This is a genomic window from Gammaproteobacteria bacterium (genome assembly GCA_034522055.1).
Classification (GTDB): domain Bacteria; phylum Pseudomonadota; class Gammaproteobacteria; order JAABTG01; family JAABTG01; genus JAABTG01.
Window position 1 is genome coordinate 3286475 of record JAXHLS010000002.1, and the last position, 13609, is coordinate 3300083.

At 65.7% G+C, this 13609-nt stretch carries 16 protein-coding genes; 12 read left to right on the forward strand and 4 right to left on the reverse strand.

The annotated features are described in order from the left end of the window. Positions 1–8 precede the first annotated feature (8 nt). Positions 9–380 carry an Mth938-like domain-containing protein gene (locus tag U5S82_15895; GenBank protein MDZ7753092.1) on the reverse strand — a complete coding sequence of 124 codons (372 nt, stop codon included), beginning with the start codon at positions 378–380 and terminating at the stop codon, positions 9–11. Positions 381–716: 336 nt separating this feature from the next. On the opposite strand from U5S82_15895, the gene U5S82_15900 reads away from it, so the two are divergent. Both U5S82_15900 and U5S82_15905 read left to right on the forward strand, forming a co-directional pair. Beyond that, positions 717–1295 carry a hypothetical protein gene (locus U5S82_15900; protein MDZ7753093.1) on the forward strand — a complete coding sequence of 193 codons (579 nt, stop codon included), beginning with the start codon at positions 717–719 and terminating at the stop codon, positions 1293–1295. A gap of 450 nt (positions 1296–1745) precedes the next feature. Next, positions 1746–2741 (forward strand): IS110 family transposase, encoded by a 996-nt coding sequence (locus tag U5S82_15905; GenBank protein ID MDZ7753094.1) that lies wholly within the window; start codon positions 1746–1748, stop codon positions 2739–2741. A 578-nt stretch (positions 2742–3319) separates the two neighbouring features. On the opposite strand, the gene U5S82_15910 is transcribed toward U5S82_15905, so the two are convergent. Beyond that, the gene (locus tag U5S82_15910; protein ID MDZ7753095.1) at positions 3320–3973 is read right to left on the reverse strand and encodes an HAD family hydrolase; all 654 of its coding nucleotides are present in this window, start codon (positions 3971–3973) and stop codon (positions 3320–3322) included. Between the two features lie 127 nt (positions 3974–4100). On the opposite strand from U5S82_15910, the gene U5S82_15915 reads away from it, so the two are divergent. Continuing rightward, the gene (locus U5S82_15915) at positions 4101–4649 is read left to right on the forward strand and encodes an RNA pyrophosphohydrolase (GenBank protein MDZ7753096.1); all 549 of its coding nucleotides are present in this window, start codon (positions 4101–4103) and stop codon (positions 4647–4649) included. Positions 4650–4665: 16 nt separating this feature from the next. Here the strand turns inward: U5S82_15915 and greB are convergent, their stop codons facing one another. Beyond that, positions 4666–5172 carry a transcription elongation factor GreB gene (gene greB, locus U5S82_15920; protein ID MDZ7753097.1) on the reverse strand — a complete coding sequence of 169 codons (507 nt, stop codon included), beginning with the start codon at positions 5170–5172 and terminating at the stop codon, positions 4666–4668. 149 nt (positions 5173–5321) lie between these two features. Here greB and U5S82_15925 point away from each other — a divergent pair, with 149 nt between their 5' ends. The 6 genes from U5S82_15925 to U5S82_15950 all read left to right on the forward strand — a co-directional run bounded on the left by U5S82_15925 (position 5322) and on the right by U5S82_15950 (position 9507). Beyond that, complete coding sequence (locus U5S82_15925) at positions 5322–5978, forward strand: MBL fold metallo-hydrolase (GenBank protein MDZ7753098.1); 657 nt, start codon at positions 5322–5324, stop codon at positions 5976–5978. Beyond that, positions 5975–6379: a hypothetical protein gene (locus U5S82_15930; GenBank protein ID MDZ7753099.1), complete on the forward strand. Its 405-nt coding sequence runs from the start codon at positions 5975–5977 to the stop codon at positions 6377–6379. The genes U5S82_15925 and U5S82_15930 overlap by 4 nt, the downstream gene beginning before the upstream one ends. 17 nt (positions 6380–6396) lie before the next feature. After that, positions 6397–7392, forward strand: a complete 996-nt coding sequence (locus U5S82_15935; protein ID MDZ7753100.1) for a zinc-binding dehydrogenase — start codon at positions 6397–6399, stop codon at positions 7390–7392. 25 nt (positions 7393–7417) lie between these two features. Further along, positions 7418–8230, forward strand: coding sequence for a tRNA cyclic N6-threonylcarbamoyladenosine(37) synthase TcdA (tcdA, locus tag U5S82_15940; GenBank protein MDZ7753101.1), 813 nt, complete (start codon positions 7418–7420; stop codon positions 8228–8230). Between the two features lie 91 nt (positions 8231–8321). Beyond that, positions 8322–8588: a hypothetical protein gene (locus U5S82_15945; protein MDZ7753102.1), complete on the forward strand. Its 267-nt coding sequence runs from the start codon at positions 8322–8324 to the stop codon at positions 8586–8588. Between the two features lie 172 nt (positions 8589–8760). Continuing rightward, positions 8761–9507, forward strand: a complete 747-nt coding sequence (locus U5S82_15950; protein MDZ7753103.1) for a peroxiredoxin-like family protein — start codon at positions 8761–8763, stop codon at positions 9505–9507. Positions 9508–9567: 60 nt separating this feature from the next. Here the strand turns inward: U5S82_15950 and U5S82_15955 are convergent, their stop codons facing one another. Further along, positions 9568–10032, reverse strand: a complete 465-nt coding sequence (locus U5S82_15955; GenBank protein MDZ7753104.1) for a PilZ domain-containing protein — start codon at positions 10030–10032, stop codon at positions 9568–9570. Between the two features lie 277 nt (positions 10033–10309). Between U5S82_15955 and U5S82_15960 the strand changes: the two genes are divergently transcribed. From U5S82_15960 to U5S82_15970, 3 genes are all read left to right on the forward strand, one after another. Next, positions 10310–11296, forward strand: coding sequence for an MBL fold metallo-hydrolase (locus tag U5S82_15960; protein MDZ7753105.1), 987 nt, complete (start codon positions 10310–10312; stop codon positions 11294–11296). Further along, positions 11296–11646 (forward strand): DUF3301 domain-containing protein, encoded by a 351-nt coding sequence (locus U5S82_15965; protein ID MDZ7753106.1) that lies wholly within the window; start codon positions 11296–11298, stop codon positions 11644–11646. The genes U5S82_15960 and U5S82_15965 overlap by 1 nt, the downstream gene beginning before the upstream one ends. A gap of 114 nt (positions 11647–11760) precedes the next feature. Further along, positions 11761–13581 (forward strand): RNB domain-containing ribonuclease, encoded by a 1821-nt coding sequence (locus tag U5S82_15970; protein ID MDZ7753107.1) that lies wholly within the window; start codon positions 11761–11763, stop codon positions 13579–13581. Positions 13582–13609: the final 28 nt, after the last annotated feature.

Genomic DNA, 13609 nt, shown 5'->3' on the forward strand with positions numbered 1-13609 from the left:
CACACCTTTCAAATCATCATCAGTCCCGCCGCGATCCTGCGGCCCTCGGCCAGCAGGATGTTGTAGGTTCGGCAGGCTGCTCCGGTATCCATCACCTCGAGTCCCACCTGACGGCGGATCAGCGGTTCCATGACGCGGGTATCCGGGAAGATCTGACGCGCACCCGTTCCCAGGATTATGACCTCGGGCTCCAGGGCGAGGATGGCCTCGAGGTGCCGGGGTAACATCTCCCGCACATCCCCGGGACCCCAGTCCCGCACGAGCCCCCCCGGTCCGACGATGCATGATCGGGTGAGCCGCTCTTCGTTCACGACCACCTGGCCCACACCGTAGGATGTGATGGCGAACTGACTGTCGCCGCTATCGAGTTGTAGTTTCAAGTGAACCCCGATGGTCGATGGTGATGAAGGCGGGTGCGTGCGATACCGCCTCAATGACTTCGATTAAATCACAGGGTGGTATCGATGAAAAACCCGGCCTCTCCGCGGAGTTCGTGAAAGGATATGTCCTCGCAATGATCGCCGCGTGAAGAATCGATTTCCCGGCGCGCATTTGGTCTTAACGAGGGTCGGTTGTTTTTCCTGGTGCCACGAATTTTGCTGAAGGGCGCGAAAACGTAGGTTTTGAAGGCTTCAACCTTGCATAGCGTGCACCGTGGACTAAAGTAAGCCTAGGTATGTAGGTCATGACGTTCATCATGGTGGGGGAGATTGAAGATGGCTGTAACGAAAAAGGCGGCGACTAAGAAGGTCGTGAAGAAGACGGCGCTGGCGAAGAAGGCCGCTACGAGGAAGACGGCATCGGCGACCAAGGTGGCTCCGAAGAAGGCTGCTCCGAAGAAGAAGGCCGCTCCGAAGAAGGCCGCTCCGAAGAAGACCGCTCCGAAGAAGAAGGCCGCGCCCAAGAAGGCCGCCCCGAAGAAGGCCGCTCCGAAGAAGAAGGCCGCGCCCAAGAAGGCCGCGCCCAAGAAGAAGGCCGCGCCCAAGAAGAAGGCCGCGCCCAAGAAGAAGGCGTCGCCGAAGAAAAAGGCCGCGCCCAAAAAGAAGGCAGGGGCCAAAACCAAAGCCGCACCTAGTAGCGCCGCACCCGGGAGTGAAGGTGCGGCGGCAAAGGGGGCAGGGAGTGCGCTGCTGGCCCGCATGGAGCAGGCCAGGCAGAAGGCCATCGAGGCCTTCGCGGCCAAATGGGAACGTGAGTTCTGGCGCAACGAGAAGTTGAAGGAAAAGGCCAGAGCCTTGCGCCGCAAGGAACAGGCCCGTATCAAAAAGCTCGCGGCAGCCCAGAGAGGGAAATAATTCCGGCTCGTCCGCAGATATAGGCCCCGCCTGTCGGGCTGAAGCCCGACCTACAGCCCGACCTACAAAGACAAGACAACGCATCTTCCTGTGGCACGGATGTAGGTCGGGATTCATCCCGACATTCAAACCCGCCGCGCATACCTCACGCCGGGCCGGTACCACCCGCCAGCGCTGGGTGTCGGGCTGAAGCCCGACCTTGTATGTTGGAGTTATCTGGCATGTTAGGTTTTTTGCCAGACACCGGGGAAGCCGTCCCGACCTGGAGGCAGGAAGTTTCTGACCTCGCGCGTAGATGGGCTCCCCGCCTCATTGCCGATTTCGAGGAGTATCGGGAAGCCAGCCTGGCTGGACTTCGTATCACAAGGTCGAACCGGCAAGAAATGCGAGGTCGGGGAACCGGTGATCAGTGTGACGCAACCGACCCCAGAAGGGAAAGGAGGAACAACGATGAGCGTTTATATCGGCATTGATGTCGCCGCACGCTCCTTCGACTTGCTCTGCCGTCGTGACGGCAAGAACAGTAAGGTCTACACCTTCCCACAGACTGCCCAAGGTCACGCCCAGGCGATCCGCAAGCTGCAGGCGCTGCAACCGGCGGGCATCGTGCTGGAGGCCACTGGCATCTACTACCTGGACCTCGCGCTGGCCCTGCACGAGGCCGGGCTGCCGGTGTCCGTGATCAACCCGCGCAGCTTCCGGCATTTCGCCGAAATTACGCTGCGCGGCAGTAAGACCGACCCGCTCGACACCGCCCTGTTGGCCGAATACGCCGAACGCATGACGCCTAGGCGCTGGACCCCGCCGCCATCGACCTATCGGGCCCTACGCGACTTCGGCCGGCATCTCAATCGCCTAATGGACGCGCGGACCCAGGCCAAGAACCACCTGCACGCCCTGAAGGCGCAACGGGGCACGCCAGCCCTGCTGATCGAGGATGCCGAGGAAAGCATCGCTCAACTGGACCAACGCATCGAACGGGTGCAACAAGCGGCCCAGGACTTGATCCAGCAGACCCCCGAGCTGGCGCAACATCAGGCCCATCTCTGTGCCGCCACCGGCCTCGCGGCAGCCAGCAGCCTGGCTCTGCTGGCCGAGCTATCCACACTGCCCAGGGACCTGAAGGCCAAACAAGTCGCTCGTCATGCTGGGCTGGACGTGCGCCTGCATGAGTCGGGCTCTAGCGTCCATCGACCCGGGCGCCTAGCCAAGACCGGCAATGCCTACCTGCGTAGCGCCCTGTACATGCCAGCGATGGTGGCGATCGTGCATGACCCGTATGCCAAGGCGTTCTATAACGCTCTGGTGGCCCGGGGCAAAAAGCGGATCCAAGCCTTGTGCGCCGTCATGCGCAAGTACCTCACCGGAATCTGGGCCTGCATGCAGCATGATCAGCCTTTCGACTCCTCCAAGCTGTTTAGCGATCAGCATCTCCAAACCGCTTGACAGGAAACGGAGTATCTACAGCCCGACCTACAGCCCGACCTGCACAACACCCCTACTGCGCATTCCTTTGACACTGATGTAGGTCGGGATTCATCCCGACATCCCTTCGCCCCATGCGCCCGCCCAACATCCCCTCATCCTGTCCTTCTCCCCAAGGGAGAAGGGACCTTCCCATGACGTCGATGCGCGCAGCAACGTAGGGTGGGTCAAGCGCAGCGGACCCACCAGCTCGCCTCGTTATCGGGATGTAGATACTCCGTTTCCCGTCAAGCAGTCTGTAGGTCGGTTGCTCTCGGCAACCGACATCCGCGCCCGCAAAGCGCCGAGTTTCCGTCGGCCGCCAAGAGCAACCGACCTACGCCTCTGTCCTTCTCCCCCGGGGAAAGGGGAAATGTGAAAAGGGAAATGGGAAAGGGGAAAAGATTACCACCCGTGCGTCCGCTCTGCTGACGCCGAAACGGTGGATCCGCTGCGCCTTTTCGAACTGCCACTCCTCCCTGACCTTCTCCCTTTTCGCGTCACTCGCGTCTTTCGCGGTTACGCTTCTTGTAGGTCGGGATTCATCCCGACATTCAAACTCAGCGCAGGCTGATGATGGGCCAGTCCCGCTTCGTCGCCTCCTCCCGCAAGACCGCGTCGGGGTCTACGGCGACCGGGTTGTCAACGCGTTCAAGCAACGGTATGTCGTTATGGGAGTCGCTGTAGAACCAGCTTCCATGGAGGCTTTCTTCCCTGCCATTCAACCACTGCTCTAGCCTGCTGACCTTGCCTTGGGCATAAGATGGCGTCCCGGAGACTTCTCCGGTAAAGCCTTCGTCAGAGACGGCGGGTTCCGTGGCGATGAGGTGCTCCACCCCCAGTTCCCGCGCGATGGGTTCGGTGATGAAGCGGTTCGTGGCGGTGATAATGACGGGCAGGTGGCCGCGATGCCGATGGGACGCCACCAGTTCCCTGGCGCGTGGCAGGATGATGGGCGAGATGCGGGTCTCCATGTAGTCATCGCGCCACTGCATCAGAGTGGCCAGGCTGTTGTCCGCCAGGGGCGCCAGCTGGAAGCGAAGGAAATCGGCGATGTCCAGGGTCCCTTCGAGGTACTCGCGATAGTAGCGGTCATGTTCCCTCTTGAACCACTCCCGGTCCACGGCACCGATGTCACACAGATGCTGGCCCCACAGGTAGTCGCTGTCACCGCCGATGAGAGTGTTGTCGAGGTCGAACAGGGCGAGAATCATGGGGACCTCACGAAGCCGGAAGGGCGCGCAAGCATACACAGGAGAGGCCCCCGCGTACAGGCGGTTTGCCGCCCTCTGGCAGATATGAAACAATCTCCATAAGTGGGTGTTTCCAGGGTGGTCAACCGTGATAGACGAGGAAGGCTTCAGGCCGAATGTTGGGATAATCCTCGTGAATGACCGTGGCCGGGTCCTGTGGGCGCGCCGCATCGGCCAGGATTCGTGGCAGTTCCCCCAGGGCGGGATCCGCCAGGGCGAGCACCCTGAAGAGGCCATGTACCGCGAACTCCATGAGGAAGTGGGGTTGACAGCCAGCCACGTTAGAGTGATGGGCTGCACCCGGAGCTGGCTGCGCTACCGTCTGCCCAGGCGCTATATCCGTCGCAACTGCGAACCCATCTGCATCGGCCAGAAGCAACGCTGGTACGTCCTGCGCTTCCTCGGTGAGGCCTCGGATGTGCGGCTCGACGCCGGTGATAAGCCCGAGTTCGACCACTGGCGGTGGGTTCATTACTGGCGTCCGCTGCGCGAGGTGGTCTTCTTCAAGCGCAGCGTCTACAGACGCGCCCTCAACGAACTCGCCCCCCTCGCCTTGCCCCAGCCCCAGCCGACCCAGGCGGCGGACGGGGGAATCCAGCACTACGTCGTGCGCGCGCGGATCCAGACGGCCCGTTAGATCGTTTAAAACGGCGTTATTCATCGGTCGACCCGTAACGCACGTCCACGATGAGGTAACGGGCACGCCCCGCCGGCGTCTCCACGGTAAGCTCCTCGTCCACCCGGCGGGTCAACAGCGCCCGAGCCATGGGCGACTCCACACTGATCCAATTGTGCCGGGGATCGAATTCGTCCGTGCCCACGATGCGGTAAGTCAGTTCCCCGCCGCCCGCATCCTCCAGGGTGACCCAGGCGCCGAAGAAGATCCGCTCCTCGTCGTCGGGGCGGGAGTCCACCACCCTGAGTTCGGGCAGCCGCTTCTGCAGGTAGCGGATGCGCCGGTCGATCTCCCGGAGTTCCTTCTTGCGGTAGATGTATTCTGCGTTCTCGGAGCGGTCTCCCTCGGCCGCGGCGTCCGCCAGGGCCTGGGTGGTCAGCCGGCGGCGGCGCCATAGTTGGGCGTTTTCCTCCTGGAGACGTAAAAACCCTTCGGGCGTGACGTAGGGTGAAGCAGGGGCGGCAGGAGGACGGTAACGGCCCATGGTCTTGCCTCGTTCGGTTAATGTTGCCGCGGCAAGGTGCGTCAAATCGTGGGGGTGGTCAAGGGCGCCGGCCCCGTGCCGCGGCTGCGGACCCTCTGGTGGGCGATCTAGTGCATGGGGCCATGAAGGTCTGTCACTATAGGGGCATGCTGAAGGTCACCGTCATCCCCGTTACCGCGTTTCAACAGAACTGCAGCGTACTCCGGTGCGAGGGCAGCGGGCGCGGTGCGGTGGTGGATCCGGGGGGGGAGCTGGAGCGCATACTCGAGATCATCCACCGGGAGCGCGTGGAGGTGGAACGCATACTGGTTACCCATGGCCATGCCGACCATGCCGGCGCCGTGGCCGATCTGTCCGAGTATCTCGGGGTACCGGTGGAGGGACCCCATCGGGACGACCTCTTCCTGGTGACGGCCATGGCCGAGCAGGCGCGGCAGTTCGGCCTGGCGGCCTGTCGCCCCTTCACGCCCGATCGCTGGCTCGTCCACGGCGATACCGTGGCGGTGGGCGAGACCACCCTCCAGGTATTGCACTGCCCGGGCCACACGCCGGGGCACGTGGTGTTCTTCGACGCCGCGGATGGTTTCGCCGTCTCGGGGGATGTCATCTTCAAAGGCTCCATCGGGCGCACCGACTTTCCGCGCGGTGACTTCGCCACGCTGCTGTCATCCATTCGCGAGCGGCTGTTCCCTCTGGGGGACGACGTGACTTTCCTGCCCGGGCATGGTCCCGTGTCCACCTTCGGCGATGAGCGTCGTTCCAACCCCTTCGTGGGGGATGCCGCGGTGGCGGGAAGTGTCCCATGACCGAAGCCCTGGTGTGCTGGCATTGTGGCGCTTCCATCGCCGGGCTGCCCCTTCCCCTGTCGCGGCGTGCGGAGTGCCCGGCCTGCAGTGCCGATCTGCACGTTTGCCTGATGTGCGCCTTCTACGACGAGACGGCGGCCCAGTCCTGCAGCGAGCCCGTGGCGGACGAGGTGAAGGCGAAGGATCGGGCCAACTTCTGCGGTTACTTCGAGCCGCGGGCGGGTGCCTATGCGCCGGCCAACGACGACGCGGCGGCCCGCGCCAGGGCGGAACTCGAGGCCTTGTTCGGCCTGGCTCCGCCGCCGCAGGCGGGCGCCGAGGAGAGTGAAGAGGTACGGCGCGCCAGGGAGGAGCTGGAGCGCCTGTTTCCTTCCCCCGGGGATGATAGCAAGGGTTCCTGATGGAACGAGGAGGGTCTATGCAGGCGATACACATGACGGCGGCGGGGGGCGTAGAGGTATTGCAACCCCGGGAGGTGGCTGTTCCCGCGTTGACAGACGATGATCAGGTACTGGTGCGGCTGCGGGCCGCCGGGGTCAACCCGGTGGATACCAAGATCCGCGGTCGCGGCCTGTTGACCGGCTCTCTGCCGGCGGTGCTCGGTTGCGACGGTGCCGGTGTGGTGGCGGCGCTGGGCCCCGCCGTGAATCATCTGGCGGTGGGCGACGCGGTGTGGTTCTGCCATGGCGGCCTCGGCGGCGCGGCGGGCAACTACGCCGAATATGCCCTCGTCCCGGGCCATGTGGTGCGCCCGAAACCGCGGGCCTTCGGTTTCGTCCATGCCGCCGCCGCCCCCCTGGTACTGATCACCGCCTGGGAGGCCCTGTTCGATCGGGCTCTGGCGGAGCCCGGCAAGGTGGTGCTGATCCATGGCGGTGCCGGGGGTGTGGGCCACGTGGCCATCCAGTTGGCGAAACACGCCGGCGCGCGGGTGATCACCACGGTGGGCGGGCGCGACCGCGCCGAGTTCGTGTGTGGCCTGGGGGCCGATGAGGTGATCTATTACCAGGAGCAGGATTTTGTCTCGGAGGTGAATCGCCTCACCGACGGCCGGGGGGTGGACATCGCTCTCGACACACAGGGCGGAGAGGTCTTTCAGCGCACGGTGGAGGCGGTGGCCCACTACGGCGATCTGGTGACCGTTCTCGACCCGGGCGCGGCCGAGTGGAAGGAGGCCCGCAACCGCAATCTGCGCATCGGCCTGGTGCTGATGCTCACCCCCATGCTGCGGGATCTGCCCGCCGCCCGTGCCCACCACGGCGAGATCCTCGATGCCTGCGCCGCCCTGGCCGATGAGGGCCGGCTCCATATCCACGTGAGCCATACCTTTCCGCTGGCGGAGGCGGCGGCGGCCCACGCCTGCCTGGAGGCGGGGCACATGCAGGGCAAGGTGGTTCTCAGGATGCCTTCCTGAGCCCGTCTCCCGGGAGGCCGACCCTTTGACGGGGGAGCGATTCGCGGGGATCAGACGGGTCTATGGCAGCGCGGATGCCGGACGCCTCGCGGGGCTGCATATCTGCGTGGTGGGGATCGGCGGCGTCGGCTCCTGGGCCGCCGAGGCCCTCGCCCGCACGGGGGTGGGCCGCGTCACCCTGATAGACAACGACGATGTGGCGGAATCGAATATCAACCGCCAGGTTCACGCCCTCGGCGATACCGTCGGCCGCCAGAAGGTGGAGGTCATGGGGGAACGCATGCTGGCCATCAATCCCATCATGCGGGTCGACGCCATAGATGACTTTTTGACCATGGCCACCATGGAGACCTATGTGAATCGCGGCTACCACTGCGTGGTGGATGCCATCGACAGCATCAAGTTCAAGACGGCCCTCATCCATTCCTGCCGTCGCTCCCGTATTCCCGTGGTGGTCACCGGCGGCGCGGGGGGCAAGCGCGACCCTTCGCGGATCCAGGTCGCCGACCTCAGTCGTACCTCCAACGATGCCCTGGTCGCCCGGGTGCGAAAGCAGCTGCGCCAGGACTATGGATTCCCGCGGAACCCGAAACGCGCCTTCGGGGTGCCCTGCGTCTTTTCCACGGAAGCGCCGGTCTACCCGCGCGGCGACGGCTCGGTGAGCCCCGCCAAGCCAGGGATCCACGGCGTGTCCCTGGATTGCAGCTTCGGCTACGGTGCGGTGTCCACCGTCACCGCCACCTTCGGTTTCTTCGCCGCCGCCACGGCCATGGAGCGCGCCCTGCGCCGGGTCAGGCTCATGGAGGCGGGGGGGCCGCCGGCGGGTCCCGGGGCATGACCCCGCGGATCCCGGAGGACGGCGGCTGTTTTTCCCCCGAGCGGCCCATATAATAAGCGCATGGTCATTAACCGCAGTGAGAGGGAAAGAGATGCCTACCTATGATTATCGATGCGACGCCAACGCTCGCGTGGTGGAGGTGAAACACCCCATGTCCGACAGCGTGGAAAACTGGGGCGATCTGTGCGAGCGCGCCGGGATCGACCCGGGCGACACCCCTCGGGAGGCCGCAGTCAGCCGGCTCAGCACCGGGGGACACGTGATCGGTGCCGAGCGCTTGGGCAACCCGGCCCCGTGTGGAACGGGCACCGCCTGCCCGACAGGCTCCTGCCCGAGCGGAGTCTACGGACTGAACTGAATAGCCGTTCGGAACCCCGTGCCAGCCGTTGCCCTCAGTCAGGCCGTCCCGTCAGGGATGACAGGACGAGCGTGCAGGGGCACGCCGCGAGCAAAAGCCCGCCCCGTGACGTGAGTTTCCGCCCATCCGGACGGTCCATGGATAGGCGGATAAATTGAAGGGGAGCGCGAGTATGGTCTCAATACGGGTGTTGGTGGCCGGCCTGGGGTTGGCCCTCGGTCTGGCCCTGCCCTTGGCGGGTGCCGCCGAATCCGCGGTGCCGAGCTATGGCGAGGCCCTGGAAGAGTTCCAGGCCTCACGCAGAGGCGGCTCCTCGCCCCTCGGTGCCGCCGACCGGCAGGTGATGGAAGAGGCTGCGCAGGACCTGGCCCGTGACATGCCGGATCCCGGTCTCAAGCCGGGGGATGTGGCGCCTGATTTCACCCTTCCCAACGCCCGCGGCGAGCAGGTCCGCTTGAGCGCGATGCTCGAAGACGGGCCCGTGGTGCTGGTGTTCTACAGGGGGGCGTGGTGCCCCTATTGCAACCTCCATCTCAATGTCCTGCACCGCAGCCTGCCCGCCATCGAGGCCCTGGGTGCGCGCCTCGTGGCGGTTACGCCTCAGCAACCGGACAAGTCCCTCGGCCAGGTGGAGGAGGACGGGTTTCCTTTTCAGATACTGAGCGACCTCGACAGTGCGGTGATGAAGGACTACGCGCTGTACTTCGAGGTGCCACCGGCCCTCACCCACGTCTACCGGGAAAGACTGGGCCTGGACCTCGAGGAATTCAACGGGCCCGGGCGCAACGTGTTACCGGTTCCGGGTACCTTCGTCATCGATGAGGACCGCCGCATCGTGGCGGCCTCCGCCCATACCGATTACCGGCAGCGCATGGAGCCCGCGGAGGTCATCGCCGCCCTGCGTGCCCTGAATCCATGATCCGACTTCGGGGCGTCGTGGCGTCGACCTCGTTCCCCCGCATCATGCCGGCCATCCCCGTCACACGTTGGCATCCCGGTGCTTGACGCGCTCCAGCATGCGCTTCAGCCAGTGGCTGAAGCCCGGCAGGTGAAACTCGTCGGAAAAGGCAGGGTTGGGAAAAACCTGCATCTCTTCCAGCAGGGCGGCCGGATCTTCGGCGCCGTGTAACAGAAATTGCCGCAGTTGCTCGTAGTCCGCGGCATCGGCGCCGGTGAAGCGAAGCCCCACGCGATGTTGTGCCACCTCCACCACCTGACAGCGGATCCGCACAGGGGTCGGTCGGGGGGTGTCCGTGACGCGCAGCTCCAGGGTGCAGGTGCTGCTGGGGCCGTCACCGGGTTGGCAGGTCTCCTTGCTATCGCACTCGAGGTAGGCGCCGCCGAAACTGATGTCCCGCACCAAGCCGTGCTGGCGGCTGTCCCCGGGCAGGTGGAGGACGGCGTCCACGTGGCAGGCGATGCGGGTATATTCTCTACGCTCCATTGGATTCCTCTTAACGTGGTCTAGCCCGTTGGGTTCATCGCCTGTGTCGGCCCGCCGCCGCCATCACTGAGGGGGCTTGTGTCTGATGGGTCACATTGCCGATGACTGTGGAGTTCCCGGGATCGACGCGGTTGCTTTTTTGTGACCGGCCTCCGGGAATTGCGGCATGCTCCGTTGTTGCGGCGGCGCGCTGGCGTGGGAGACGCATGTCGGCGCTCCTGAGCCCTGGGGAACCGGGTTTGCAGGTGGCACGGGCATGGGGGATCATGGGCCCGCCATGAGTATCGATCATACGACCTACCGGGATATCGGCAACGGCATCCGCTGCATCGATACCGGTCTCTATCGCAGCCGCCACGCCGCCTGTTATCTCATCCAGTCCGGAGACGAGGCGGCTTTCATCGACACGGGCACTTCGCATACGGTGCCGCGGCTGCTTGCCCTCCTGGATGAACTCGGCGTGGCGCGCCGCCAGGTCAGGTACGTCATTCCCACCCATGTCCACCTCGACCACGGCGGCGGCGCCGGGGCCCTCATGGCCGAGCTGCCGGAGGCCCGGCTCGTCGTCCATCCCAAGGGGGCGCCGCACATGATCGATCCGCAGAAGCTGCGGGCGGGGGCCCTGGCCGTCTACGGGGAGCGCGAGTTCGAGGCCCATTTCGGCGCTATCGTCCCGGTGCCCGAAGATCGGGTGGTGGCGGCGGATGATGGGGCCACTTTTCCCCTCGGGCGGCGGCGGTTGGAATTCCTGGATACGCCGGGTCACGCCAATCACCACGGCTGCCTGTTCGACGACGAGACCCGGGGCTTCTTCACCGGCGATACCTTCGGTGTGGCCTATCCCGACGTGGCCGCCGGGGACGCGCGGCTGGTGTTCGCCCCCACCACGCCCGTGGCCTTCGATCCCGAGGGTTGGCGCCGCAGCCTGGATCGCCTCATGTCATACCGCCCCGCGGTCATGTATGTCACCCATTTCGGTCCCATCCATGACGTGGGGCGTCACGCGGCCGAGTTGCGGCGCAGCATAGCCGATCACGAGGCCCTCGCCCTCGAGGAAGAGGGCCGCGACGGCGAGGACCGGCCGCAGCGTCTCACGACTGCCGTCCGCCACCTCCTCCGGGAGCGCGCCCGGGACCATGGGATCAGACTCGATGCCACCGACGAGGAGGCCCTTCTGGGGGTCGATATCCAACTCAATGCCCAGGGTCTCGAGGTGTGGCTGCAGCGCCGTGCGCGGGCGGCTTCCGCCGCCGGAGCCAGCTGATGGATATCCTCGTGGCCCTCGCCATCGTGGGCCTGGTGTTGTGGTTCTGGTCCGACAGCCTGCGCTGCCGGGAGGTTGCTCTTATGGCCAGCGAGCGGGCCTGCCGCGAGATGGGGGTGCAGCTCCTCGACCAGACCGTGGCCCTGAGCGGCATGAGGCTGCGTCGCAACGAGGCCGGCCGGCTCAGCCTGCTGCGCATCTTCGGTTTCGAATTCACGGTGGACGGCGTGAGCCGGCTCCAGGCCCGAGTGATCATCCTGGGGCGTCGCATCGATCTGGTGCACATGGATTTCCCCGACGGAGCCACCATCCTGGACGGGCGCTTCAGGGTCGTCGATGCCGTCCAGTAAGGTCCACCCATCCGTGTACCCCGTCGCCGTCATCGCACCCTCGTTCCAGCGTGTCCATGTCTGGCATGATGCACGGCCGCGGTGGCTCCGGGCCGCGGTCAGGGGGAGCGGTCGATGAACGCCGTTTCGGATCCCGTGGTCCACAGCCTCGTGCTTTATCGGGGCCGGCCCGCCCGGGTCACCGCGGTGACCGACAAACTGGAACTCGACCTGGGGCAGGGGCGGACCCAGCGCGTGCGTCCCAAGGACGTGACCTTGCTCCATCCCGGGCCGGTGCAGTCCCTGGCCGGCCTCGACGTCGAGGACGGCGAGGTGGATGCGGCATGGGAACTGCTGGAAGGCGGGGACACCAACCTGGCCGAGCTGGCGGAGCTGGCCTTCGGCGCGTTCACGCCGGCCAGTGCCTGGAGCACCTGGCGGTTGGTGGCCGAGGGGGTGCTATTCAGCGGGACCCCCACGGGCATTTCCGTGCACTCGCGAGAGGCCGTGGAGGCCGAGCGTCAGCGCCAGGAGGAGGTGGCGGGACGGGAGGCCGCGTGGAGTGCCTTTCTGGAGCGCATGAAGCGGGGCGAGAGCACGCCCGCGGATGCCGACCATCTCGCCGAGGTGGAGGCCGTCGCCGATGGCCGCAGTGAGCGCTCGCGGGTACTCAAGGCCCTGGGACGCGAGGAGACGCCGGAACAGGCCCATCGCCTGCTGCTCAAGGTGGGTCACTGGACACCCCACCGCAATCCGTATCCCTACCGCTGGGCACCGGCGCTGCGTTCCGCGGAGGGCGAGGTACCCCCGTTGCCCGAAGAGGATCGTCTGGACCTCACCCATCTGCCCGCCTATGCCATCGACGACGAAGGCAATCAGGACCCGGACGATGCCCTGAGTTGGGACGGCGAGCGGCTGTGGGTCCACGTCGCGGATGTGGGCGCGCTGGTGGTGCCCGGCGACACCCTGGACGCGGCGGCGCGGGAACGCGGGGCCAATCTGTATCTGCCCGAATCCACCCTTACCATGCTGCCCGGCGGCATCACCAGCCGCCTCGGCCTCGGGCTCCAGCCCGTATCGCCGGCCCTGTCCTTCGCCCTGCGGGTCGGGGATGACGGGGCCATCCACGAGGTGGAGATGCATCCCAGCCTGGTCAGGGTCAGCCGTCTCAGCTATCAGGAGGCGGATCGGCGTCTGCATGAAGAGCCCCTGCGCACCCTGGCGGAGTTCGCCGCCCTCTACCGGCAGCGGCGCGTGGCCCAGGGGGCCCAGCTCATCGAACTTCCCGAGGCCAAGGTAAAGGTGCGCGATAGCCGGGTGGAGGTCATCCCCATGGCGCGTACCCGCAGTCGCGACATGGTGACAGAGGCCATGCTCATGACGGGTGAGGCCACGGCGCGCTTCGCGACGGAGCACGTCATCCCCTTCCCTTATACCGTGCAGCCGGCGCCCCAGGGGGGCGTGAAGGGTGACGGGCTGGCCTCCATGGTGGCGCGCCGCCGCCAGATGCAGGCCAGCCAGAAGCGGGCGGCGCCGGAGCCCCACGGCGGCCTCGGCCTACCCATGTATTCCCAGGCCACGAGCCCCCTCAGGCGCTATTTGGACCTGGTGCTTCACCAGCAGCTCAGGGCATGGCTGGCAGGGAAGGCGGTGCTCGACCGTGACGAGATCATGGCGCGGGTGGGGGAGGCGGACTACCTGACCGGCCGCATCCGGCGCGCCGAGCGGGAGTCCAACCTGCACTGGAAGCTCGTGCATCTCGCCGCGCAGCCGGACCGGGTTTGGCAGGCCACGGTGGTGGAGGAGCGAGGCCGCTCCCAGGTGGTAATCATCTCCGAACTGGCCCTCGAGACCCGCATCCCCTCGCGCCGGGGGCTGGTTCTGGATGACCAGGTGGAGCTGAAGTGTCGTGAGGTGGACCTGCCCGCGTTGACGCCGCGTTTCACGGTGCTATGAGGTACCGGTCCCGGAAACGTTGGGTTTA